Origin of the sequence: Ursidibacter maritimus (assembly GCF_009761395.1) — a bacterium.
Lineage (GTDB): Bacteria > Pseudomonadota > Gammaproteobacteria > Enterobacterales > Pasteurellaceae > Ursidibacter > Ursidibacter maritimus.
Map to the genome: position 1 here is coordinate 186,595 of NZ_LEKN01000034.1, position 21,657 is coordinate 208,251.

General features: G+C 36.7%; 31 protein-coding genes and 2 tRNA genes. 11 read left to right on the forward strand and 22 right to left on the reverse strand.

What is annotated here, in order from left to right; all coding sequences use genetic code 11:
* Positions 1-65: 65 nt before the first annotated feature.
* The gene (glnS, locus tag A1D26_RS06755; RefSeq protein WP_157403289.1) at positions 66-1,742 is read left to right on the forward strand and encodes a glutamine--tRNA ligase; all 1,677 of its coding nucleotides are present in this window, start codon (positions 66-68) and stop codon (positions 1,740-1,742) included.
* A gap of 73 nt (positions 1,743-1,815) precedes the next feature.
* On the opposite strand, the gene A1D26_RS06760 is transcribed toward glnS, so the two are convergent.
* The 4 genes from A1D26_RS06760 to A1D26_RS06775 form a co-directional block, all read right to left on the reverse strand.
* Complete coding sequence (locus tag A1D26_RS06760) at positions 1,816-2,676, reverse strand: hypothetical protein (RefSeq protein ID WP_157403290.1); 861 nt, start codon at positions 2,674-2,676, stop codon at positions 1,816-1,818.
* 1 nt (position 2,677) lies between these two features.
* A complete protein-coding gene (gene uvrB / locus A1D26_RS06765) occupies positions 2,678-4,690 on the reverse strand; it encodes an excinuclease ABC subunit UvrB (protein WP_157403291.1) in 2,013 nt (670 codons plus the stop codon).
* Between the two features lie 111 nt (positions 4,691-4,801).
* Complete coding sequence (locus A1D26_RS06770) at positions 4,802-6,733, reverse strand: LTA synthase family protein (RefSeq protein ID WP_157403292.1); 1,932 nt, start codon at positions 6,731-6,733, stop codon at positions 4,802-4,804.
* 9 nt (positions 6,734-6,742) lie between these two features.
* The gene (locus A1D26_RS06775; RefSeq protein WP_157403293.1) at positions 6,743-7,531 is read right to left on the reverse strand and encodes an MOSC domain-containing protein; all 789 of its coding nucleotides are present in this window, start codon (positions 7,529-7,531) and stop codon (positions 6,743-6,745) included.
* Between the two features lie 123 nt (positions 7,532-7,654).
* Between A1D26_RS06775 and xseB the strand changes: the two genes are divergently transcribed.
* Positions 7,655-7,879, forward strand: a complete 225-nt coding sequence (gene xseB / locus A1D26_RS06780; protein ID WP_157403294.1) for an exodeoxyribonuclease VII small subunit — start codon at positions 7,655-7,657, stop codon at positions 7,877-7,879.
* Positions 7,879-8,772 carry a (2E,6E)-farnesyl diphosphate synthase gene (ispA, locus tag A1D26_RS06785; RefSeq protein WP_157403295.1) on the forward strand — a complete coding sequence of 298 codons (894 nt, stop codon included), beginning with the start codon at positions 7,879-7,881 and terminating at the stop codon, positions 8,770-8,772. The genes xseB and ispA overlap by 1 nt, the downstream gene beginning before the upstream one ends.
* A gap of 243 nt (positions 8,773-9,015) precedes the next feature.
* Here ispA and A1D26_RS06790 read toward each other — a convergent pair whose 3' ends face one another.
* The 13 genes from A1D26_RS06790 to A1D26_RS09575 form a co-directional block, all read right to left on the reverse strand.
* Entirely contained in the window at positions 9,016-9,537 is a 522-nt protein-coding gene (locus A1D26_RS06790) for a hypothetical protein (RefSeq protein WP_157403296.1), read from the reverse strand.
* Positions 9,538-10,323: 786 nt separating this feature from the next.
* A complete protein-coding gene (locus A1D26_RS06795; protein ID WP_157403297.1) occupies positions 10,324-10,482 on the reverse strand; it encodes a hypothetical protein in 159 nt (52 codons plus the stop codon).
* Positions 10,479-10,616: a hypothetical protein gene (locus A1D26_RS06800; protein WP_157403298.1), complete on the reverse strand. Its 138-nt coding sequence runs from the start codon at positions 10,614-10,616 to the stop codon at positions 10,479-10,481. Before A1D26_RS06800 ends, A1D26_RS06795 begins: the two co-directional genes overlap by 4 nt.
* A gap of 14 nt (positions 10,617-10,630) precedes the next feature.
* Positions 10,631-10,768: a hypothetical protein gene (locus tag A1D26_RS06805; RefSeq protein WP_157403299.1), complete on the reverse strand. Its 138-nt coding sequence runs from the start codon at positions 10,766-10,768 to the stop codon at positions 10,631-10,633.
* A 132-nt stretch (positions 10,769-10,900) separates the two neighbouring features.
* Entirely contained in the window at positions 10,901-11,350 is a 450-nt protein-coding gene (locus tag A1D26_RS06810) for a hypothetical protein (RefSeq protein ID WP_157403300.1), read from the reverse strand.
* A 20-nt stretch (positions 11,351-11,370) separates the two neighbouring features.
* Entirely contained in the window at positions 11,371-11,928 is a 558-nt protein-coding gene (locus A1D26_RS06815) for a hypothetical protein (RefSeq protein WP_157403301.1), read from the reverse strand.
* Between the two features lie 44 nt (positions 11,929-11,972).
* Positions 11,973-12,317 (reverse strand): hypothetical protein, encoded by a 345-nt coding sequence (locus A1D26_RS06820; RefSeq protein ID WP_157403302.1) that lies wholly within the window; start codon positions 12,315-12,317, stop codon positions 11,973-11,975.
* Between the two features lie 122 nt (positions 12,318-12,439).
* A complete protein-coding gene (locus tag A1D26_RS06825; RefSeq protein ID WP_157403303.1) occupies positions 12,440-12,628 on the reverse strand; it encodes a hypothetical protein in 189 nt (62 codons plus the stop codon).
* Between the two features lie 321 nt (positions 12,629-12,949).
* Positions 12,950-13,147 carry a hypothetical protein gene (locus A1D26_RS06830; RefSeq protein WP_157403304.1) on the reverse strand — a complete coding sequence of 66 codons (198 nt, stop codon included), beginning with the start codon at positions 13,145-13,147 and terminating at the stop codon, positions 12,950-12,952.
* Between the two features lie 253 nt (positions 13,148-13,400).
* Complete coding sequence (locus A1D26_RS06835; protein ID WP_157403305.1) at positions 13,401-13,661, reverse strand: MuF-C-terminal domain-containing protein; 261 nt, start codon at positions 13,659-13,661, stop codon at positions 13,401-13,403.
* A 195-nt stretch (positions 13,662-13,856) separates the two neighbouring features.
* On the reverse strand, positions 13,857-14,036 hold the full coding sequence (locus tag A1D26_RS06840) for a hypothetical protein (RefSeq protein ID WP_157403306.1): 180 nt from the start codon (positions 14,034-14,036) through the stop codon (positions 13,857-13,859).
* 56 nt (positions 14,037-14,092) lie between these two features.
* The gene (locus A1D26_RS09570; RefSeq protein WP_198303115.1) at positions 14,093-14,308 is read right to left on the reverse strand and encodes a hypothetical protein; all 216 of its coding nucleotides are present in this window, start codon (positions 14,306-14,308) and stop codon (positions 14,093-14,095) included.
* Positions 14,298-14,459, reverse strand: a complete 162-nt coding sequence (locus A1D26_RS09575) for a hypothetical protein (RefSeq protein WP_198303117.1) — start codon at positions 14,457-14,459, stop codon at positions 14,298-14,300. Before A1D26_RS09575 ends, A1D26_RS09570 begins: the two co-directional genes overlap by 11 nt.
* Positions 14,460-14,617: 158 nt before the next feature.
* On the opposite strand from A1D26_RS09575, the gene A1D26_RS09580 reads away from it, so the two are divergent.
* The 3 genes from A1D26_RS09580 to A1D26_RS06855 all read left to right on the forward strand — a co-directional run bounded on the left by A1D26_RS09580 (position 14,618) and on the right by A1D26_RS06855 (position 15,477).
* Positions 14,618-14,818 carry a hypothetical protein gene (locus tag A1D26_RS09580; RefSeq protein WP_198303143.1) on the forward strand — a complete coding sequence of 67 codons (201 nt, stop codon included), beginning with the start codon at positions 14,618-14,620 and terminating at the stop codon, positions 14,816-14,818.
* Positions 14,819-14,927: 109 nt separating this feature from the next.
* Positions 14,928-15,143, forward strand: a complete 216-nt coding sequence (locus A1D26_RS06850) for a hypothetical protein (RefSeq protein WP_157403307.1) — start codon at positions 14,928-14,930, stop codon at positions 15,141-15,143.
* The gene (locus tag A1D26_RS06855) at positions 15,109-15,477 is read left to right on the forward strand and encodes a tyrosine-type recombinase/integrase (protein ID WP_198303125.1); all 369 of its coding nucleotides are present in this window, start codon (positions 15,109-15,111) and stop codon (positions 15,475-15,477) included. The genes A1D26_RS06850 and A1D26_RS06855 overlap by 35 nt, the downstream gene beginning before the upstream one ends.
* Positions 15,478-15,491: 14 nt before the next feature.
* On the opposite strand, the gene A1D26_RS06860 is transcribed toward A1D26_RS06855, so the two are convergent.
* A complete protein-coding gene (locus tag A1D26_RS06860) occupies positions 15,492-15,824 on the reverse strand; it encodes a hypothetical protein (protein ID WP_157403309.1) in 333 nt (110 codons plus the stop codon).
* Between the two features lie 47 nt (positions 15,825-15,871).
* Entirely contained in the window at positions 15,872-16,342 is a 471-nt protein-coding gene (locus A1D26_RS09585) for an LPD3 domain-containing protein (RefSeq protein ID WP_269777910.1), read from the reverse strand.
* A 178-nt stretch (positions 16,343-16,520) separates the two neighbouring features.
* Here A1D26_RS09585 and A1D26_RS06870 point away from each other — a divergent pair, with 178 nt between their 5' ends.
* Positions 16,521-16,694 (forward strand): hypothetical protein, encoded by a 174-nt coding sequence (locus A1D26_RS06870; protein WP_157403310.1) that lies wholly within the window; start codon positions 16,521-16,523, stop codon positions 16,692-16,694.
* Here A1D26_RS06870 and A1D26_RS09775 read toward each other — a convergent pair.
* Positions 16,638-16,931: a MuF-C-terminal domain-containing protein gene (locus A1D26_RS09775; protein WP_198303129.1), complete on the reverse strand. Its 294-nt coding sequence runs from the start codon at positions 16,929-16,931 to the stop codon at positions 16,638-16,640. The genes A1D26_RS06870 and A1D26_RS09775 overlap by 57 nt on opposite strands.
* A 221-nt stretch (positions 16,932-17,152) precedes the next feature.
* Here A1D26_RS09775 and A1D26_RS06875 point away from each other — a divergent pair, with 221 nt between their 5' ends.
* On the forward strand, positions 17,153-17,374 hold the full coding sequence (locus A1D26_RS06875) for a hypothetical protein (protein ID WP_157403311.1): 222 nt from the start codon (positions 17,153-17,155) through the stop codon (positions 17,372-17,374).
* A 143-nt stretch (positions 17,375-17,517) separates the two neighbouring features.
* On the opposite strand, the gene A1D26_RS06880 is transcribed toward A1D26_RS06875, so the two are convergent.
* Positions 17,518-17,591, reverse strand: a tRNA-Cys gene (locus A1D26_RS06880).
* A 4-nt stretch (positions 17,592-17,595) separates the two neighbouring features.
* Positions 17,596-17,671: transfer RNA gene (locus A1D26_RS06885), tRNA-Gly, on the reverse strand.
* A gap of 221 nt (positions 17,672-17,892) precedes the next feature.
* Here A1D26_RS06885 and efeO point away from each other — a divergent pair.
* From efeO to A1D26_RS06900, 3 genes are read left to right on the forward strand one after another with little or no spacing between them, the layout of a single operon-like run.
* Positions 17,893-18,705, forward strand: a complete 813-nt coding sequence (gene efeO / locus A1D26_RS06890; protein ID WP_157403312.1) for an iron uptake system protein EfeO — start codon at positions 17,893-17,895, stop codon at positions 18,703-18,705.
* A gap of 9 nt (positions 18,706-18,714) precedes the next feature.
* Positions 18,715-19,914, forward strand: coding sequence for an iron uptake transporter deferrochelatase/peroxidase subunit (efeB, locus tag A1D26_RS06895; protein ID WP_157403313.1), 1,200 nt, complete (start codon positions 18,715-18,717; stop codon positions 19,912-19,914).
* Positions 19,871-21,592, forward strand: coding sequence for an FTR1 family iron permease (locus A1D26_RS06900; protein ID WP_157403314.1), 1,722 nt, complete (start codon positions 19,871-19,873; stop codon positions 21,590-21,592). Before efeB ends, A1D26_RS06900 begins: the two co-directional genes overlap by 44 nt.
* Positions 21,593-21,657: the final 65 nt, after the last annotated feature.

The window sequence follows — 21,657 nt, forward strand, 5'->3', positions numbered from 1 at the left end:
TGTTATTTAAGTTATTGTCGATAAAGTGTAGAATGTTCCGTTATTTTACCTTAAACGAGAGAAATATGAGCAACGAAGAGATTTTATCTGCAGAACAGAACGATGTTCGTGCCAATTTTATTACCCATATCATTGATGAAGATTTAGCATCAGGAAAGCATAAAAGTGTTCACACTCGCTTTCCACCTGAGCCTAACGGTTATTTGCATATCGGGCATGCTAAATCAATCTGCTTAAACTTTGGTATTGCTGAAGACTACAACGGCTTATGTAACCTACGTTTTGATGACACAAATCCGGTTAAAGAAGATGTGGAATATGTTGAATCTATAAAAGAAGACGTAAAATGGCTTGGATTTAACTGGGAAGGCGAACCGCGCTACGCCTCAGATTATTTTGACCAACTCTATGGCTATGCTATTGAACTAATTGAAAAAGGGTTAGCTTATGTTGATGAGCTTTCACCTGAAGAAATTAGAGAATATCGTGGTACATTAACTGAACCAGGTAAAAATAGCCCTTATCGAGATCGCCCAATCGAAGAAAACTTAGCTCTCTTTGAAAAAATGAAAAACGGTGAGTTTGCTGAAGGTAAAGCTTGCTTACGAGCTAAAATTGATATGGCATCTTCTTTTATCGTAATGCGTGACCCTGTAATTTATCGTATTAAATTTGCTAGCCATCACCAAACAGGCGATAAATGGTGTATTTATCCAATGTACGATTTTACACACTGCATTTCAGATGCGATTGAGCGTATTACTCACTCAATCTGTACGCTAGAATTCCAAGACAATCGTCGTTTATATGATTGGGTGTTAGAAAATATTTCGATTGAACGTCCACTACCGCATCAATACGAGTTCTCTCGTTTAAACTTAGAAGGTACATTAACCTCCAAACGTAAATTACTCAAACTAGTCACCGATGGTATTGTTGATGGTTGGAATGACCCACGAATGCCAACAATTTCAGGCTTACGTCGTCGTGGTTATACGCCAGCATCATTGCGTGAATTTGCTCGCCGTATCGGTGTGACCAAGCAAGATAACGTGGTGGAATACAGTGCATTGGAATCTTGTATTCGTGATGATCTCAATACTAATGCACCACGAGCGATGGCTGTGATCAACCCTGTTAAAGTTGTTATCGAAAACTTTACAGGTGAAGAAATCTTAACCGCTCCAAACCACCCTAATCGTGAAGACCTAGGTGTGCGTGAATTGCCTTTCACTCGCGAACTTTATATTGATGAAGCTGACTTCCGTGAAGAAGCGAATAAACAATATAAACGTTTAGTGCTTGGCAAAGAAGTCCGTTTACGTAATGCCTATGTAATTAAAGCAGAACGTGTTGAAAAAGATGCAAGCGGTAAGATCACCACAATCTTTTGCAGTTACGATCCTGAAACATTAGGAAAAAATCCTGCTGATGGACGTAAAGTAAAAGGCGTTATTCACTGGGTTTCTGCAACACAAAATAAACCTGCAGAATTTCGTTTATATGATCGCCTATTCACTGTTGCTAACCCTGGTGCAGAAGACGATATTAACAGTGTGGTAAACCCTAATTCGCTAGTGGTAAAACAAGGTTTTGTTGAGCCAAGCCTAGCCAATGCTAAAGCGGAACAAGGTTATCAATTTGAACGTGAAGGCTATTTCTGTTTAGATAGCAAAGATGACAATGCAGATAACCTAGTCTTTAACTTAACCGTGAGCTTAAAAGAAAGTGTAGCGTTTTAGTTATTTCTATTTAGGGGAGCTTTTATGCTCCCCTTGTTTCTTATTCGATACTTTTTATAGTTTTCACAAAAGGTTATGGACCTGCAAAATAAACCAAATGGCTATCAGGGTTATCGTTCATCATTTTTCTCATTTTTTGAATAAATCGATCATAAAAGTCGCTTATAATATAATGGTGTTTTTGAATAAAAACATCCTTATCAGCTTCACTCAATAATTCCCAATCTAGTCTTGGATAGAACTTTTGTAAAAATAAATAATCAAAATCATATCTCAGATAATCTTTCAACTTACTTAATCTAGGGTTATTAAAATTTTCTTGCAATAAGAAAATCGCTTGAGTAAGTTCACCTAATAAATGATTTATACTTTCATAACTATAATAATTCACTCCCCAATAATAGAACCCTATTTCTGGTGGTTCTTCATTTCCATTCTCATCAATATAGCTTTCTCGATTTTGTAGCTCATTATCAAATGGAATATCTTTCAAAAAACACCAAATATAAGGAAATGCAAAAGTCTCATCTAAAGTTATTACATTTGTACTGATTTTTATTCCTTTATATTTTCCAGATAATCCTTCAGCTTTGTCAGAAACTGAAATTTGAAAATTTCCACCTGATTTAAATCCCTCAATAATTTCGATTTTATATAAACATTTTTCTAATTCAACCCATTGCCCATAGTACCAAAGTCGAATTATTTTTTTTGGCAATGCTTCCTGCAATTTTTTTGCTATTTCTAATTCTTTCTCAAAATGTTCATCCAACCAATTATCAGAGCTATTGAGTGCATTATGAGTATAATCTTCTTCAAATACTTCAATTTCTTTGCAAAGATCTTCGGGAATAGGTAAATGTTTAGGGTCAAGAGCTGCTCCTTTAATCCATAAGCAAGCCCCATAGTCACAACTTAAATCTAAGAATTCCATCTTACACCTCCAACACAACTTTCAACTGCCCGATCTTATCCCTCACCGCAGCAGCTTTTTCAAATTCAAGATTTTGTGCAAAGGCTTTCATTTGCTGTTCTAATGATTTCAGCTCTTTTTCCAGTTCTTTACGAGATTTTGGTGTGTAAGCGGTATGATCTTCTGCGACTTTTGCAACTTTTTTACCACGTTTTGGCTTATCTGCTTGCCCAATATCGAGCAGTTCGCCGACTTTCTTATTTAAAGCTTTCGGTATAATACCGTTCTGCTGGTTATATTCCATTTGCTTTTCACGGCGACGTTCCGTTTCACTAATCGCTTTCTGCATTGAATTAGTAATGCGATCACCATAGAGGATTGCCTTTCCATTTAAGTTTCGGGCCGCACGTCCGATAGTCTGAATTAGCGAACGTTCTGAACGTAAAAAGCCTTCTTTATCTGCATCAAGAATTGCCACCAGTGAAACTTCTGGCATATCTAAACCTTCTCGCAACAAGTTGATCCCAACCAGTACATCAAACATTCCCATTCGTAAATCGTGGATAATTTCTACCCGCTCTACCGTATCAATATCACTATGCAAATAACGTACTCTGACCCCGTGTTCATCAAGATAATCGGTTAAATCTTCCGCCATTTTTTTGGTTAATGTAGTAACCAATACTCGTTCATCTACGGCAACACGTTTGTGAATTTCTGACAACAAGTCATCAACTTGAGTTGCGACTGGACGAACTTCGATAATCGGGTCTAATAATCCAGTTGGACGAACCACTTGGTCGATCACATCTGGGTTTTTCTCCAATTCATAAGGGCCTGGTGTCGCAGAGACATAAATAGTTTGCGGAGATAAGCGTTCAAATTCTTCAAAACGTAATGGTCGATTATCCAAAGCGGAAGGCAAGCGAAAGCCATATTGCACAAGGGTTTCTTTTCTTGCTCTATCTCCACGATACATTCCGCCAATTTGTGGAACGGTAACGTGGCTTTCATCAATAATCAATAAACCATCACTCGGCATATAATCAAACAGTGTCGGTGGTGGATCGCCTTCTTTTCGACCTGATAAATAGCGAGAGTAGTTTTCGATACCAGAGCAATAACCAAGTTCATTCATCATTTCAATGTCAAACTGAGTACGTTGAGCCAGACGCTGTTCTTCAAGTAATTTATGTTCTTGAATAAAATAAGTTCGGCGTTCAGCCAGTTCCACTTTTATCTGTTCAATCGCATCTAAAATACGCTCTCTCGGTGTCACATAGTGGCTTTTAGGATAAACAGTATAACGTGGCACACGTCCTAGACTATGCCCTGTAAGCGGGTCAAATAAGGTTAAATTCTCAATTTCATCATCAAATAATTCTACTCGTAACGCAATTTCGTCAGACTCGGCAGGGAAAATATCAATGACTTCACCACGCACACGAAAGGTAGAACGTTGAAAGGCTTGGTCGTTACGAGTGTATTGTAATTCCGCTAAACGAGATAAAATCGTACGTTGATCGATAATAGCCCCAACTTGCAAATGCAACATCATCTGCATATAAGCATCAACATCGCCCAAACCGTAAATAGCAGAAACAGAGGCTACCACAATGGTATCTCTACGTTCTAGGAATGATTTTGTTGCAGACAATCGCATCTGTTCGATTTGTTCATTGATAGACGCATCTTTTTCAATAAAAGTGTCGCTACTCGGCACATAAGCTTCAGGCTGATAATAGTCATAATATGAAACGAAATACTCTACGGCATTTTCTGGGAAAAAAGCTTTCATTTCGGCATAAAGCTGAGCGGCAAGAGTTTTATTTGGAGCAAGTAACATTGCAGGGCGATTTAAGTTAGCAATCACGTTAGCAATCGTAAAGGTTTTTCCTGAACCTGTTACCCCCAGTAATGTTTGATGAGCTAAACCATCATTCAACCCTTCAATCAATTTCGCTATTGCGGTTGGTTGATCACCTGACGGTTTAAACGGAGAGTGCAAAATAAAAGGTTTGCCTTGCTTGTTCATTAAAAAATCCTACCCAGAAAAATTGGTAGGATTTTATCATAAGCAAGCGGTGAGATTTGTAAATTTTTTTACCAATCTCACCGCTTGTTAAAAGCTTGAATAACTTAGACGTTACTGTTTTGGTAATTTATACAACTGCTGATTATACAAATAGCTACCTAACAATGCATGAGCTAGCGCTTCTTTTTTCATTGCTTCTGGCTGTTCTTTTACAGAAAGCTGATTGTTCTGCGGATTATATTCATAACCTTTAGCGACCGTATTTGGCTGAAGAATAATCACATCATTCCCTTTCATCATTGCTTGGGTTTGATCATATTGCATAAAGGCACGATTTGGATCAACCTGTTGAGTAAGATCATAACCGATCATTGGGTAATCACCACTTATGCCAGCCAATGAAAGCAATGTAGTCGGCATATCGATTTGGCTGACTAAACGTGGATCACGTTTTGCTTCAATCCCTTCACCTAAAATTAACGCTGGAATATGGAAGTTTTTAACAGGCACTAATTCTGCTCCACCGACTCGAGAATCGTGATCAGCAATCACTAAGAAAATGGTATCTTTCCAATAGTTTGATTGTTTCGCTAATTTGAAGAAATATCCTAGGGCGTAATCTGCATATTTTGCTGCATTATTACGGGTCTGTTTTTCTTTATCAAACAGTTCAATTTTTCCATCTGGAAATTCAAATGGATCGTGGTTACTTGAGGAAAAGACTAAGCTAAAGAATGGTTGATCACCTTTGGCTAATTCCGTAAAAGTTTCATTCGCTTTATCAAACAAGTCTTCATCACTCATTCCCCAAGTGGCGACAAATTTTGGATTTTTGTAATCCTTCTCATCAATAATTTTTTGGACACCATTTCCGTAGAAATAGCTTGCCATATTATCAAAGTGTTTCTCACCGCCATAAATAAACGAAGTGTGATAGCCTTGACGACCTAGTAAATCGGCAATAGTAAAGAAACCATTCTGGCTTTTTGTTAGTTTTACCGTTGCACGAGCGGGAGTGGGTGTAAAACCTGCGGTAACCGCTTCAATTCCACGCACTGAGCGTGTTCCTGTGGCATATAAATTCTCAAATAACCAACCTTCTTGAGCCAATTTATCAAATTCAGGCGTAAGCGGTTTGCCCCCTAAAGTCCCGACAAATTGTGCGCCTAAACTTTCTTCTAATAGAATCACGATATTTTTAGGTTTACCTTGATAAGTTGCTTTATTGCGAGTTAAGGTTGGGTATTCTGCGGAAATATAATCGCTTTCGGCACGTCCACGACTAGCTTTAACAATATTCAACATCTCATCAACAGGCATTTTTCCGTATTGTTCGGATGATTTATCTTCATCTTTTAATTGCTGTGCGGCATATAGCACCGAGTAACCTGAGTTAAGTACGAGTGAATTCACTAACGGATCACCTGAAAATGCTACCATTGCAGGATTGATTCCACGATGATTTAAAGTGGAACGAGCCCCGATAAAAGAAACCGCAATAATCACTAAGGCAATGACTGGTCGCCATTTCCAGCTTGGTAGCTGTAAATTTTTAACCGCCCAACCAGATAACTTCCAATAAATCACACTCGCAAGTACAGTAATAATTAGGCTAGATAATACCGCTACAAGATGTCCATTCGCTAACATTGAGAAAACTTCTTTCGGGTAAAGCAAATATTCAATAAATAAACGGTTTGGACGGAAATCGTAAGTTTCGATAAATGCGGGGGTCGCCACTTCCATAAACAGAATAAAGACACTTCCGACAGTGAGCCAAATGCGTAAAATTTTCTGCCAAATAGTGCCTAGTATATTGTTATTCAAAAAGAGTACGCTAAAAAGTGCAGGCACGCCAAAAAGATAGCAAATGGAAACAATATCAATGCGTAACCCTTGTAAGAATAAACGTACCCATCCATCGACAGCAGAAATTCTTTCCGCTTGCCAAAGAGACAGCCCGATACGAGATAAGGTGAAAATGATTAAATTAAGACCAATAAAGAAGAATATTGGGAATAAAATGGAGCGTTTTTTTTGCATATACAGACCTTAGTCTAATAAAGTAATGGTATCACCAACACGAATAACACCACTATTTTCGGGTAATAGATGAATACCAAATAATGGTTTGCCTTTTTCATTCGTATGGTGCTGTTTAAGTGTTCTAAATGGTTCAGCTTTAGGATCTAACTCTAAAGTATCTAAATTACGAGTAATCAAAATACAACGAGTACAACATTCAGCAAAACGCAATATCACATCGCCGATTTGAATGCGTTTCCACTGTTCTTCTTCAAAAGCTAACTCGCCATCTATGACAATATTGCCACGAAACTGTTCCATTGTAACAGGGACAGGCGACCATTCTTGCACTTGCTTTAAAGATTGTTGTGAAACTAACAAAATAGGATTGTTATCTGCAAAGCTCATTGGATGAGGTTCAAAATTTGCCACTTGGCGTTGACTTTTCTCACCAAGCCAACGAAGTTGCACTTCTCGCCCAAACAAACCGCTCAACCATTCATTCACAGAATAATGAGCAATCCAAGACGAAAAGTGTGTTCCCCAAACTTCGCTATCAGCACTTTTAACAAAATCACGATAATGCACGATACATTGTTCCCCATTATCTGCACGCATTACAATGCCTGTTGAAAATGGAAAAGCGGATAGTTGATAGAGTACTTTTTCTTTACGCGCTGTAATAAATGTACCGTCAGGTTCGGTAATCATAAATTCTCGGTCAAAATTCAAACCTTGCGGATGCACAAAAGCTTGCTCTACAACATAAGCCTTTGACGATTTGATTGGATATATATTTAATTGTGTGACTTTCACATTCTTCTCCTTTTTGAAAGTGGCACAATAGCGGAAATTTGCGAAATTTTCCACTTTTACAAATTTCTAAAGTAAAATAACCGCTTGCTATTCTCTATTATCATTAAAACTAAGGAAACTATCGTGGCAAAGAAACCAACCCAAGATTTTGAGACAACACTTAAAGAGCTGGAAGAAATTGTCGGTCGTTTAGAATCAGGCGATCTTCCTCTTGAAGAAGCCCTAACTGAGTTTGAAACCGCTATTAAACTGGTTCAACAAGGGCAAGAACGCTTACAAAAAGCAGAACAACGTATTCAAATTCTATTAAAAAAAGATCAAGACAGTGAATTGGTGGATTATCAATAATGACATATCAACTTTCTCACGAGCTTACGCAATGCCAGCAACGTGTTAATGATTTTCTTGCAACCCAATTAACGCAATATGATAATTTTAACTCACCGCTTATTGATGCAATGTCTTATGCTGTGTTACTTGGTGGAAAACGAGTTCGACCATTTTTAATTTATACGACGGGAAAAATGTTAGGTGTTCCATTAGAACAACTCGATCATTCGGCAGGAGCAATGGAAGCTATTCACGCTTATTCGCTAGTTCACGATGATTTGCCCGCAATGGATAATGATACTCTTCGTCGTGGTAAACCGACTTGCCACATTGCATTTGATGAAGCAACTGCTATTTTAGCAGGCGATGCTTTGCAAACCTTTGCTTTTGAACTATTAAGTCAAGATACTACCATTTCGGAAAAACAAAAAATCCTACAAATTCAACTGCTTGCAAACTCATCTGGAGCAAAAGGAATGTGTTTGGGGCAAAGTTTGGATCTGTTATCTGAAAATAAAAGTGTTTCACTGAGTGAATTGGAGCTAATCCACCGTAATAAAACAGGAGCTTTAATTTTAGCATCTGTTCTAATGGGATTTAATTTATCAAAATATGTGAATGACCAACAAATTAAACAACACTTAACACACTACGCCCAAGCTATTGGTTTAGCATTTCAAGTACAAGATGATATTTTAGATGTTATCGGACAAAGTGAAAAAATAGGAAAAACCGTAGGTGCAGATCAAGTTTTAAACAAAAGTACCTACCCTAAACTACTTGGTTTAGATGGAGCAAGACAAAAAGCTGAAGATCTTTATCAAGCTGCTCTTTTATCTTTAGCCCAACTCCCATTTGATACCACTGCTCTAGCTGAATTGGCATCTTTTATCGTTAAGCGTGAGAGTTGAAAAGTTGAGATTTGAGATTTGTTAATTGAAGATAAGTAAAAAGAGCTTATCTTCTTATAAACTAGGATATTATTTTAAACTGAAGTAGATTTACAGTTATGTTAGTCTATTAAAATAAGGTAACTCATTATAAATTAAATAAATATACCCAAATAAAACCACATAAATTTTTTCAAACTTTCCCACTCTACCTCGCGCACAATCTCGGCTTTTTGCATTGGCTGAATAACTCGTTGTTTCACATTATCCCCCAATATCCTTCCAACTGTGGATAAAGTCGATCACAGGCTTACGGCTATCGGCTAAATTTTCGTGGAGCTTTAATGAACTACGTTTATATAACACCTTGTAGGTTTCCAAATCTAAATTTTTGATTTGCTCCCACAAAGTTTCCTTGGCAATAGATTTACCGCTTTTAGCTTGTTCCAGTACGGATTGTTTGCGTGAGTAGCGAATGTCGATCTCTGAATTTTCAGTCGGATTATCTTGCAAAATTTGCAATAAGCGTTTATCATCGATTTCAGATAAAAGCGGTGAATTATCAATCCTTGGATTTGTTATCCTCTGGGCAATTGATAATAACTTGCTTTTATTAGGCGAGTTATCTTTCCCAGGTATCAGATTTGTTATCCGATGTACGTAAGAAAGTAACTCGACTTGTTCAATTTCTGATAACTTGTGATAGTAATAACAGTCTCCATTTTCAGCCACACCGACTGCAACACGAACAGTATAATCATATCCACCAATATTTAAAGCCTGCAATATAATAATCGTATTCTTTAATACTCGGATTTTTTGCTAAATCCTCATTTGGAATGATATCAATATAAATGGTCTCTTCAATAATCTGTGGAATTGCAGAGATACTTTGAAGATTATCTGGGTCTTTATAGTAGCACGTCCTTAACCCCTTTTACGCCTAATTCAATCTCCTGCTCTGTATCCTACCACGCAAGGTTTTACCGTATTTTAACGCATTGCGTTTGTAGTATCGTAAATCGGTGCTAGGCTCAATATCTTTACTCAAGATTTTGATACTCTCCGCTTAGCGTAGTTTCTCAAAACTTTCGGATTCAGCACGACGGCTAAAACGAATATCATGGTTATACTGCTCAAAGGTTAATTCCGTTTCACTATTTGCTTTCGCTGTTGGTACGTTGAACGGTTTGCCTTTGAATAAGGAATTTCATTGTCTAAACTTTCATTTTGACTATTGAAATCTCAAATGTCTTGGATTAAACTTTGAACATTAGCTCCTTGAAGCCCGACGAGAGTTCGTTCATCTTGAACGGAAGCCGTCAATTCTGGCAAGGAGCTTTTTTCATCGATTTCGGAAAACGAGTTGTTTTCCGAGAGTCTCTCAGTTGATACGCGGTAGGATAAGGAAAGTAGCTCTTTTTTGTTTATAGGCGTAAGTTTGTGATCGTAATAACGCTCACCATTCCTACTACAAAAAATTCAAGCAGCTTTTATATATTTCTTTATTTTACAATGGGTTATCTTAATTTTCATATACTAACATAACTGCTAATCTACTTCACCCCCAAATTATTTGGTTTTATTAAACTCTCTAGGCGGATCATAAATAATCACTGGCGAAATCGGCTCAATAGGTACCATATATTCGCGTACCTCGCCACGGCAATGATGTGGCTGATTACCCACTTTGTTGATATAACAAGTAGTAACTATGGCATCTGTTTTCATTTGCCCTGTTTTTTATCTACTTCATAACTCATCAAACGATGCGTTGTTTCTGGAACACCGCCGCATTGCTCATTATGTTTCTCATAAACGCTTATGCTGTAATAGGGAAATGTATCCTCTGCTTTATGAGCCATAAAAAACACACATTTTATCGGTATAAGCAATAACTTATTTTTTGAACCGACTTCATTACCATAGATATAGCTTGATCTTCATTTTTTACAGGCTTTGCCATTAATGGTAATGTTAATAAAGACAATAATAATGCAGTAAGTGTTCTTTTCATAAATCCCCCTTTGTAGATAAGCACATTATACGCCTATAAGCGGTAGGATTAATCAGAATTTTAGACATTATCTAAAGTCTAAAATCGAACCCGTTGCCAGTTCAACTACAACGGGTTCGATTTTAGAAAAATTTATTCGCCTTCTGCAAATGGCATTGTTGGATAAGAAATAATTAACCGTTCAACTTCTTTCCATAATTTTTTGCAATCTTTCTCCGTTTTTACTGTTACTCTATTTTTCTCTTTCTGAGAAAGTTTATTCAAATAAGGCGTTAAGTCTTTTTGATTTTCAAAAATAGCGCTAGCATTTTCCATCCCAAAACTATCTATTAATAACGGATAGTGTAGAGATTGATACACCGATAATAAATGCTTCTCCGCATCGTTACTTTGCCAACGTTCTAATATTTGTTGACGTTCTTCCTCAGACTTTGCAAACCAAATATCAGGAAAGTAACACATTGCGATGTTATTACTTTTGATAATGTAATTTCTTACCTTATCCATGCTAATCGAATGTTCTTTAGCTACTGCAGTTGTAAAAAGAGTTCCAAAAAGAAGCACTATTCCAAGTTTTTTCATAACATTTTCTCCTGGGTATCTTAGGGATTTATGAAAGACTTCCGCCATTTTTGGTTAGTTTCATCATATTCTTCAACTAAATCGGTTGCATATTTCCCAATTATTCTACATTCATCCATTGATTTAATACTGACTATTTTGGCGTATCGTTTTTCAGCTTGATCAAACTGTTTTTGCCACTCAGGTGATAATCCATTAAACAGATAATCTTCTGCTAAATTTGCAGGCATTATTTTTTGTGCCAGTCGCATTTTTAATTTCAAATAATGCGAACGTTTTAATCTTCCTTCATTTTCTATATCATTCCACCATTTATCTATGATTTCTGAACCACGATCATTGGATTGATAAATTTCAGGAAATAAACATTTATTGATATTGTTGTCCTGAATAATAAACTGTTTAAAGATTTTTTTGATGTCTAATGCTTTAGGAGAAGATGACTTTATCGTTGATAAATCACTCGCAGTAACCCACTTTCTTCCTTCTTGATCGATGTTTTCTGCAAAAGCCGAACAAGCAAACAAGGATATGAGCAAGGCAGTTAGTTGTTTTTTCACTAATTGTATAACTAACATCGTTATTCTCCTGTTAAATATGCTATACAATTATAGAAATTTAATTAGAGATTATCTAGTATTAAGGTTACATAATCATCAAAATCACCATCGTTATTTGTTAGATTGATGAAACGATGAATAAATAGTTTGGTTACAAATAGCGGATTTTCGATAAGTAGTGCCATTACACACCATTGAATTTGGTTTTGTTCATCTCTAGCTGTGAACACTTTGATTTTTGTGTAAGGAGTCTTCCCTGCCCATATTTGAAAAAAGTGTTGCCATTCTGGACGAAGTTGGGCGGTTTGATCGTAATGCTCGCCCACATAAGTAAAAAGCTCAGCCAACAAAGTTTGCGACTGAGCGAGATTTTCAATGCGTTCTGTTTGGTATTTTATTACTTTCATCTTGATATTGACTTAGGCCAATTTCTGCTGTAGTATGGTTACCAGGAAGGTGGTCGTTATCTGATAACGAAGAACGCAGTGCAGAAAGGTTAAAATCACTTTCTGCCGAGAGCGCGAAGTTATCAAGAAACTTTGACTGCCTTTTTCTTTATAGCAATAAAGTAATCTTCATTGACACTGTCGTCATCTTTTACTACACTTGCCCTATTGAAAAGCAAGTCAATAGTATCTTCTGCCAGCAATTGGAGCTTAGAGTTGATACGACTTGCTTTTTGTTTATCTACAAATAGTACATCTGATTTTTCAACCATATTCTCTAAATAAGCCCTTGTACCATCTTTTCCGTAAGCACTGGGCTAATTTATGAAATATCAGTCCACCAGTTCTTTCTCTGTGTGCAGTGCAGCAATCACACTCTCGTATCCTTATAAATACTAAGCCTCTTAAAAAATAAGAATTAGGTTTACCTTTACCGTAATAGGATTATTAAGCTCTCTAGGCATTTTTTTGATAAACCAACCGTCATTTCAGAATGTTCATTTTTAATTTTGCCAATCTTTTTTATTCATAAACATCGATAAATCATCAAGGCCTACCTGAATTAATGATTCAGGTGTAGTACCTAGAACAGTTCACTCTTCTGACATATAAAGTAAATCATCTCTGAATGCCTTAGATAATTGATTATCTCCAGGTCCATACACACTTCTTGCATCAACTTCCATCAATTCAGTTAAAACAACATATGCATCAGCCTTTGTGCTAGATCTAAACACTGCCACAGGATTATTCGGGTCAAAGGCACCGTTGTTGTCTGTGGTTGATTTCAAACATCCCTTATTATCATAACTTCCATATTGGTATTGACTTTAGGCTGGTTTCAGTTTTATTATTCCTAGCAGAAAGCTCAACTTCTGATGTGAAATCCCACCCTAATTGAAGGCTCTGGGTATTCAGAACTTGTTGGGCTTTTGCTTTATGTAAAAATCTTGATTGACACTCTCATGATCTTTTACTACACTTGCCTTATTGAAAAGCTCGTTTAGAGTTTCAGGAGCCGGCAATTGGAGCGTGTCTTGAAACTTACGGGCTTTTTGCATTATCTACAAAATGCACTTCGGCTTTTTCAATCATATTCTCCAAATAGGCTCTTGTGCCATCTTTCCCATACTCACTCGCTAATTTATGGAAAACTAACCCATTTTGTTCATCTACATGTAATGCGGCAATCACTCCCTCATTTCCTTTAACCACTAATTCTGTTAAAACAACATAAGAATTAGGCTTGTCTTTAGTATTTTTGAATACCACAACTGGATTATTAAGCTCTCCAGGAAAAGTCACTGTTATTGCCTGTAGCTGTAGCTGGATTTGAAGTGCTCTTTATTATCAAAACTTTCATCTTGGTATTGAGTTAAATCAGCTTCAGTTTTAGTATTGGCTTTAGAAAGGTTATCCTTGTTAAGAATGACATTTGGTAACTGAAACCCCGCTCTATTATTAAATAGGATAACCTTTTGTTTTGTTTCAATATAATACTTATTTTAAGTCCTCGTTGATTTGACTAACATTTCTTCCATAAGTACTCTCTAGATTAATAAATTCAAGAATATTACCTTTTCCTTTTACATGGAATGCTGCAATTACAGGCTTGTCAATGCGATCTTCACGTTCTGTTAAATAATCTTGCTTTCTTTCTTCAAAAGGTCTTTTTGACATATTGGCTCCAATAAAAAAGCCAGTTAGAAATCTAACAGGCTATATCATTCAACTAGTTATTTAATAGGATACATTTTCCCACTTCCATCCCAAACATCCCCTGCACGCTCAGACAAAGCCATTGCATCAGAACGCATCTTTCCTGTTTTTTTATCTACTTCATAACTCATCAAACGATGCGTTGTTTCGGGATCTCCGCCACATTGCTCATTATGTTTCTCGTAGACGCTTATACTGTAATAAGGAAAATCATTCTCTGATTTATGTCCCATAAAAAACACACTCTATAGGCACGGATAATAACTTATTTTTCTGCACCGATTTTATTACCATAGATATAGCTTGATCTTCATTTTTTACAGGCTTTGCCATTAATGGTAATGTTAGTAAAGAGAATAATAATGCGGTAAGTGTTCTTTTCATAAATTCCCCTTTATAGATAAGCACATTATACGCCTATAAGCGGTAGGATTAATCAGAATTTTAAACATTCTCTAAAATCAAGGTTACATAATCATCAAAACCCATACCAAGAGAGTAAAGAGTTCATTATTTACGAAAGCCCAGAGGAAATTATAAGGATGATTAACGGAGAAGATGTACCTCTTGCAGTTTTTGATCCTCTTGATGAGAAGAGCATAATTGATTTTTCACAAATTGAAAATGCCTTACAAGCCAACAAATACATCGAATGCCAATCATCAGATGTAAGTAAACACGAAGATGATGTAAATCCAGAAATGGTCAATATGATTTTATACAATTTAATGCGTTACTGCTGAGCTAAAGAGATTGATATTGTCAGCTACATTCGCTTTGCCTACAACCAAATCAAAGACCGCAAAGGCAAAATGATTAATGGCGTTTGGGTTAAGCAAGAGGTTTTGAACAATGACTAAACAAAACAACGGCTGGATTAGCGTAGAATATGAATTGCCTAATACTGTGCCACACGAATATTATGGGGAACTGTCAGATGAAATTCTTCTTTATGGCATAGACGATAGTGGAAGTAAATCTCATATTTTTATTGGTTTTATGATCGATGGCAATACATTTTATTCAATAGAGTATGGTAGATGTAAAGCGGATATTGGAAGCTGCTAAAAAACTCAGTGAGCAATCAAAATTCGTCTTCCCTCATTTAAAAATCTCCACCGAGCCAATGAGTAGCGAGACAGTAAATGCAGCCTTAAAACGAAATGGTTATTATAAAGTGCTTACTTCTCACAGCATCCGTTCAATAATTCGAACATATCTAGCTGAAATAGGCATTGAGAAAAATACTGCTGAAACCGTACTGGCCCACAAAATTGATGACGATTTAGAAGAAACCTATAATTGTCACAATTACCTCAATCAACGTATCCCCGTAATGAACCTTTGGGGCAAATATTTAGAAGATTGCGGGTTGGTTCAATCTAAAATAATCACCAACTAAAGCACATACTATTTTTATTTTGTTATGTCGGTTCTTGTGAACTTTTGTGAGTTTTCAAAATTACATATATACTCTTCATAGCTTAGGCTAGTTAAACCATTTGCTTTGTCCTGTTCATATGTTTGCTGATTTAAATCAGCTGTCGCAACATTAACAATAGGCATATTGTTAATTTTATTTTGCAACACATTAGAAACTACCGATTTGAAATCGCTTTGTGTTGCAAAGTTTCGAACTTTGATCGTATTACTGGTTTCATTATATTCTACAGTAGATGAAGATTTCTCAGTTTCTACGTTTATTTCTGAAAATTCAGGATAGCGATTAAATAAAGGTGAATTATTCAAAATATCTCTAAGTGTATCTCCTCTGTAAATGGAAATATATGAATTACCTAATCTATGATCTTCATTAATGGAAATGTCAGATTTTTTATCTTGTATTTTTTAGCAGTAGAATAGCGAATATCATTGTCTAAACTTTCATCTTGCAAAATTTGCAATAAGCGCTTATCATTGATTTCAGGTGATGAGTTAGAAATCGCCGCAGTTGATACGCGAGAGGTCATTTCTAACAAGTCACCTTTTTCGATCTCCGTTAATTTATGATCATAGTATTTGTCTCCAGTGGTGGAAACACCTACTACCGCTCTGACCGTATAATCATCACCACCGATATTTAAACCAGCAAGATAGTATTCATATTCTTGAATATCAGGGTTCTTCGCTTGCTCTTCATTAGGTCGAGTATCAATATAAATTGCATTTTCAATAATCTGCGGAATAGTTGCAATACTTTGAAGATGATCAGGGGCTTTATAGTCGTGTCGCAAAACTTCTTGCACACCATTACGCCCTAAATTGATGGCTCGTCACGTATCCTTATTCACATAAGTTCCACGCAAGGTTTTCCCGTAGTTTAACGCATTGCGTTTGTACTCTCGTAAATCGGTGCTAGGCTCAATATCTTTACCCGAAATCTTGATACTCTCCGCTTGGCGTAGTTTCTCAAAACTTTCAGATTTAGCACGACGGCTAAAGCGAATGTCATTGTTATTCGGGTTAAACGCACCATTGTTGTCTGTGGCTGACTTGATTTGGTTGGAATCGAATGCAACAACTTCTTCAGCAAAGTTATATGGTGTTTCATTTGTGCTTGTGTTAGCGGTTGGATTTTGGCTGTTTTTGGTTATTGACAGTTTGTTGAGAATTGTTTAAATTAACCCCACTTGAGCCAATCTTTGACTTTTCCATGGGCGATTGGAGCCCGGCGGATGTAAGCACTGATTGGCTTTTGTTTTTCTCCCAACGGAGCAATCCGTCATTTTTCCATCCTTGGAATTTAATTTCAGCATTATCCTTGCCATAAACACTTGCTACTTTATTAACTAGGTTATAGCCTTGTTTTTTATTAATGTGTAACCACTTGCAAGCTAGGGCAAGTAATAAAACCACTAGCAACCAGTGGCGACAAAGCCTTTGAAGAGTACGTTAATATAGTGCTAGAAAGTTTATAGAAATCAGCTAAAATAACCGCCTATTCAGTAGAAAAGAATGTCCTTTCACGAGCAATTACGCCAACGTTACCGCATCTTTAGCGATTCACAGCAAAGCCTAACGGACAAACTGCACCAAGAATTAAAAAACTTGAGCAGTATTTACGAAAAAAGTTGGATATGGATAAATGCTATAAAAAATCCATTACCGACAGTGAGCCTACAGAGCCATATTTAAAATGCAGTAATCCTGTAGTAATGGAGCAGAATGCTGATTACCCAAGTGTGAGATTTGAATTGACCATTGTGCTTGATGAGGGTGAAGATATTTATCCGAAAAAGGAATTTAAACAATTATTTGAGTTAGGATATAGAGGTTTAATCACTTTTGGCATAATATAACTCCTTAAAACACCCCACAAAAATACTCACTAAAAAAACTGGATTTTTTAGGACTATTTCGGACTGCTATTTTACGCTAAAACGTTGGAGTTACTGGATTTTTAAATCATTTTGGATTGATTGGACTAATTAGAATTAAAATATGGAGGCGTGTACCGGAGTCGAACCGATCTACATGGATTTGCAATCCAGTGCATAACCGCTTTGCTAACACGCCAAAATGGAGCGGGAAACGAGGCTCGAACTCGCGACCCCGACCTTGGCAAGGTCGTGCTCTACCAACTGAGCTATTCCCGCATTTGATTTGGTAAGTCGTTAAGACATCTCGTATTCTACGAATTTTTAATGAAGTGTCAAATCATAAATCCACTGTTCATTTCGATTGATGAAAAAAAGTTCGTTATTGTTGTTTTTTGATGAATTTATTTGCGAATTGAATAAAAAGGCGGATAATCACCAATGAATAAGAACATCTCTTGTTTGTATAATTTATCTCAATGTAATTCAAGGAGCCTATTATGCGTTTAAAATCGTTAGCGTTTGCTATCTCTACTCTTTTTTTAACACCCCAAGCTAATGCAACTGATTTATCCAAAGAAACAGAAGCATACAAAAATTTTGTTGTTGCTCAAATTGATAATTTGGTTTCAGACACAGAAAAATTTGTGAATTATTTAAAAGCTGGAGAGTTGCAAAAAGCAAAACAGATCTACCCACTTGCACGTATGTATTTTGAACGCTCAGAACCTATTGCAGAAAGTTTTGGTGATTTAGATCCTCGTATTGATGCTCGTTTGGCTGACTTAGCGGAAGAAGGTAAAACTGAAAAAGATTGGTCTGGATTCCATAAAATAGAGCAAGTTCTTTGGGAGAAAAACACTACTAAGGGAACCGAAGAAACTGCAGAACAGTTATTAAAAGATGTCAAAGAACTACATGCAAAAATTCCAACAGCTGAAGTAACACCAGAATTAATGATTACTGGTGCTGTGGATTTACTGAATGAAGTTTCAACCACAAAAGTAACAGGTGAAGAAGAAATTTACTCCAAAACAGACCTTTACGATTTTAAAGCAAACATTGAAGGGGCTGAAAAAATCTATGAATTATTTAAAGAAAAATTAGATAAAAAAGATGCAAAATTATCTCAAGAAATTGCTACTCGTTTTGCTGAAGTGAATGGATTACTAGATAAACATAACCAAGCAAAAGGCAGCTATGATTACGTTGATTACGACAAATTATCTGATAAAGAAATCAAAGCTCTTGCAGAAGCTGTAAATAAATTAGGTGAACCCCTTGCTCAAATGGGTGTATTACTTGAGAAATAAGGAATTATTATGAGCGATCAACATAGTCAAAATGCTCGTCGTGATTTCTTAAAACAAGCAACTTTAATCAGTGCCAGTCTAATGGCTGGCACTACCTATGCTTTAGAACCGCGAGTTCCGTCACAAATTAAAAATCTCTATCCATTTTTTGGTACACATCAACAAGGTATTGCCAGTCCAGCACAAAAGCAGATCTATTTTATGGTATTGGATTTACATACCCATGATATTAAAGAAATCAAAGATATGTTCAAAACGTGGACAGAATATAGTGCCAATTTAACATCAGGAAAAAATGTAAAAAACTATGGCTCGAATGCTTATGTTCCAACAATCGACACTGGTGAAGCAGACGGTTTAAATCCACATAATCTAACTTTAACCTTTGGCATTAGCCCAACTTTCTTTGAAAAATTAGGCATTACCAAGTTAAAACCGAAAGCATTAAATACTCTTCCCCACTTCCCTCGCGACCAATTAAAAGAACATTACAGCGGCGGCGATATTTGTATCCAAGCCTGTGCAGATGATCCTCAAATCGCTTTTCACGCAGTGCGCAATTTAGTCCGAGTTGCTCGTTCTAAAATTACAATGCGTTGGAGTCAATCAGGTTTTAATTCCTTTGAAAATGGTGATACCCCTCGTAACTTATTTGGCTTTAAAGATGGCACAGGTAATCCACAAGGTGAAGCATTGAACGAAACGGTATGGTGCAGTGAAAATGATTGGCTCAAAAATGGTTCCTATTTGGTTGCTCGCCGCATTCAAATGCACTTAGAAACGTGGGATAGAACGAATTTGAATGGACAAGAAGAAACCTTTGGTCGCCATCGTGATTCAGGTGCCCCATTAGGTGAGAAAAAAGAGTTTGATGCTGTTGATTTAGAGAAAAAAGATGAAAAAGGCAATGTTGTTATTCCTGAAATTTCGCATCTTCATCTTGCGAAGAAAACAGGCTTAAAAATACTTCGCCGTTCTTTCTCTTATGCGAGTGGTGTTGATCCTAAAACAGGGCAATTTGATGCTGGGCTACTTTTTATTTCATTCCAAAAAGATCCTGCTCAATTTATCACGATCCAAAACAGTTTAGGCAATATAGACAAAATGAACGAATATATCACTCACATCGGCAGTGGTTTATTTGCTTGTTTTGCAGGGGTAAAAGATGAAAATGATTACTTGGGCAAAGCATTATTTGACCAAATTTAACCACCTTATTGCACTTTTTACGCTCAGCATTACGCTGAGCGTTTGTGCTTATGCAAAAGTAGAAACCAGCCATCTTTTTGTGCATCTTTCCGATGCAATGGCTGAAGTAAAACAAGGTGAAATTGCAAAATCTCAATCGCATCTTACCGCTTTAAAACAGGAGTTTGAAACGCTCCCAACTCATCAATCAAATGCTGGACAAGCGGTCAGTTCTGCAATTTCTTTTGCAATTACCCAACCGAGTTTAACCACCTTTGAGCAGCTTTCAAAAGCTCTTTATGTCTTTGAAAAAGAACAAAATCCCGTAGATTACAACCAAAAACGACAACAATTCGCTAAACGTGTATTGCCTGTTTATCAACAATTAGCCAAAGCGGTTTCAGAGCAGGATTTAACCGAAGCTAAAATTATCTTTAAGCGGTTCAATAGCACTTGGACTGCAAATGAAAAAGTCGTTCGGGAAACTAGTTTAGGACACTACGGGCAGATAGAAACAGCAATGACATTACTACGCATTGCAATGCTTTCTGAGCCGACAAACTTTGCAGAAATGCAAAAACAGGCGATGGCATTAGGACAATCTTTAAATGACTTTAAACAAGGTAATACCCTTCAACCACAAGTATCAAACTTAGCTAATGCTCCACAAACATTAGCGGAAGGTATTCAGCTGTTAGAAAAGAGCTATCAAGCTTTTGAGAATAACCAATCTGAACAAGCAAAAGCGGATATCACTCTCTTTATTCAACAATGGGCAATTTTCGAAGGAGATGTCCGTACTCGTAACAGTACGCTCTATACTAGAATCGAAAGTGATTTGCCGCTCGTTATGGTAAAAGGCAACACCACAGATAATTTAAAGCATTTTCAACAGCTTATCTCAGAGATGAAACAGCTTGATACCGCTAAACATTATACGGCGATTGATGCAATGCTCATTTTATTACGAGAAGGATTAGAAGCCTTACTCATTATTATGGCATTGCTTACCACCTTAAATGTCGCTAATCAACCAACTGCTAAACGCTGGGTTTATGCTGGTGCAGGTTTAGGACTAATGGCCAGTATTGCAGGAGCAACGGCATTACATCTACTCTTCCCTGCGATTTCTGCTGGTACGAACCGAGAAATTTTAGAAGGTGTAGTTGGTGTATTTGCAGTTCTGATGATGTTATTTGTTGGGGCTTGGCTACATCGCAAATCATCTATTCAAGGTTGGCAACAATTTGTGAATAAGCAGGTTAATCAAGCACTAGCAACTGGCAGTTTAGTTTCTATGCTCACTTTGAGTTTCTTATCCGTATTCAGAGAAGGAGCAGAAACAATTTTATTCTATGCAGGAATGCTACCGCTTATTAGCACGCAAGATCTCATTTTAGGCTTGATACTAGCCGTTGCATTATTGGTATTCATCGCGTTTATAATGGCATTTTCATCTAAAAAACTGTCTATACACCATCTATTTAAAGCAATGACACTACTTATCTACGGGCTAGGATTTAAAATTTTAGGGGTAAGTATACACGCTTTACAACTTACGCAAGTTATCCCAAGAAGTGTTGTTGATAACCTGAGTAGCATACCTGAAATTGGTTTTTATGCCTCTTGGCAAGGGGTTATTGCACAGCTTGTCTATCTTGCTCTTATACCGATTGTTGCGAAATTCTTTAAGAATTAAACCGCTTTCATTCCAAGATCTTAGCTCTCTTTAATCCTCTTTAAAGAGAGCTTATAACATAAAGA

Coding starts and splice junctions, on each gene's coding strand:
- A1D26_RS06805 (WP_157403299.1), bottom strand. CDS start 10,768: ATGAAAAGAACACTTACTGCATTATTATTGTCTTTATTAACATTACCA.
- A1D26_RS06815 (WP_157403301.1), bottom strand. CDS start 11,928: ATGTTAGTTATACAATTAGTGAAAAAACAACTAACTGCCTTGCTCATA.
- A1D26_RS06795 (WP_157403297.1), bottom strand. CDS start 10,482: ATGAAAACAGATGCCATAGTTACTACTTGTTATATCAACAAAGTGGGT.
- efeB (WP_157403313.1), top strand. CDS start 18,715: ATGAGCGATCAACATAGTCAAAATGCTCGTCGTGATTTCTTAAAACAA.
- A1D26_RS06800 (WP_157403298.1), bottom strand. CDS start 10,616: ATGGCTCATAAAGCAGAGGATACATTTCCCTATTACAGCATAAGCGTT.
- A1D26_RS06810 (WP_157403300.1), bottom strand. CDS start 11,350: ATGAAAAAACTTGGAATAGTGCTTCTTTTTGGAACTCTTTTTACAACT.
- A1D26_RS06900 (WP_157403314.1), top strand. CDS start 19,871: ATGAAAATGATTACTTGGGCAAAGCATTATTTGACCAAATTTAACCAC.
- ispA (WP_157403295.1), top strand. CDS start 7,879: ATGACATATCAACTTTCTCACGAGCTTACGCAATGCCAGCAACGTGTT.
- A1D26_RS06875 (WP_157403311.1), top strand. CDS start 17,153: ATGGATAAATGCTATAAAAAATCCATTACCGACAGTGAGCCTACAGAG.
- A1D26_RS09570 (WP_198303115.1), bottom strand. CDS start 14,308: ATGGGACATAAATCAGAGAATGATTTTCCTTATTACAGTATAAGCGTC.
- A1D26_RS06825 (WP_157403303.1), bottom strand. CDS start 12,628: ATGGTTGAAAAATCAGATGTACTATTTGTAGATAAACAAAAAGCAAGT.
- glnS (WP_157403289.1), top strand. CDS start 66: ATGAGCAACGAAGAGATTTTATCTGCAGAACAGAACGATGTTCGTGCC.
- A1D26_RS06840 (WP_157403306.1), bottom strand. CDS start 14,036: ATGTCAAAAAGACCTTTTGAAGAAAGAAAGCAAGATTATTTAACAGAA.
- A1D26_RS06855 (WP_198303125.1), top strand. CDS start 15,109: ATGGTAGATGTAAAGCGGATATTGGAAGCTGCTAAAAAACTCAGTGAG.
- A1D26_RS06870 (WP_157403310.1), top strand. CDS start 16,521: ATGTCATTGTTATTCGGGTTAAACGCACCATTGTTGTCTGTGGCTGAC.
- A1D26_RS06770 (WP_157403292.1), bottom strand. CDS start 6,733: ATGCAAAAAAAACGCTCCATTTTATTCCCAATATTCTTCTTTATTGGT.
- A1D26_RS06760 (WP_157403290.1), bottom strand. CDS start 2,676: ATGGAATTCTTAGATTTAAGTTGTGACTATGGGGCTTGCTTATGGATT.
- A1D26_RS09580 (WP_198303143.1), top strand. CDS start 14,618: ATGATTAACGGAGAAGATGTACCTCTTGCAGTTTTTGATCCTCTTGAT.
- A1D26_RS09575 (WP_198303117.1), bottom strand. CDS start 14,459: ATGAAAAGAACACTTACCGCATTATTATTCTCTTTACTAACATTACCA.
- uvrB (WP_157403291.1), bottom strand. CDS start 4,690: ATGAACAAGCAAGGCAAACCTTTTATTTTGCACTCTCCGTTTAAACCG.
- A1D26_RS06820 (WP_157403302.1), bottom strand. CDS start 12,317: ATGAAAGTAATAAAATACCAAACAGAACGCATTGAAAATCTCGCTCAG.
- A1D26_RS06850 (WP_157403307.1), top strand. CDS start 14,928: ATGACTAAACAAAACAACGGCTGGATTAGCGTAGAATATGAATTGCCT.
- efeO (WP_157403312.1), top strand. CDS start 17,893: ATGCGTTTAAAATCGTTAGCGTTTGCTATCTCTACTCTTTTTTTAACA.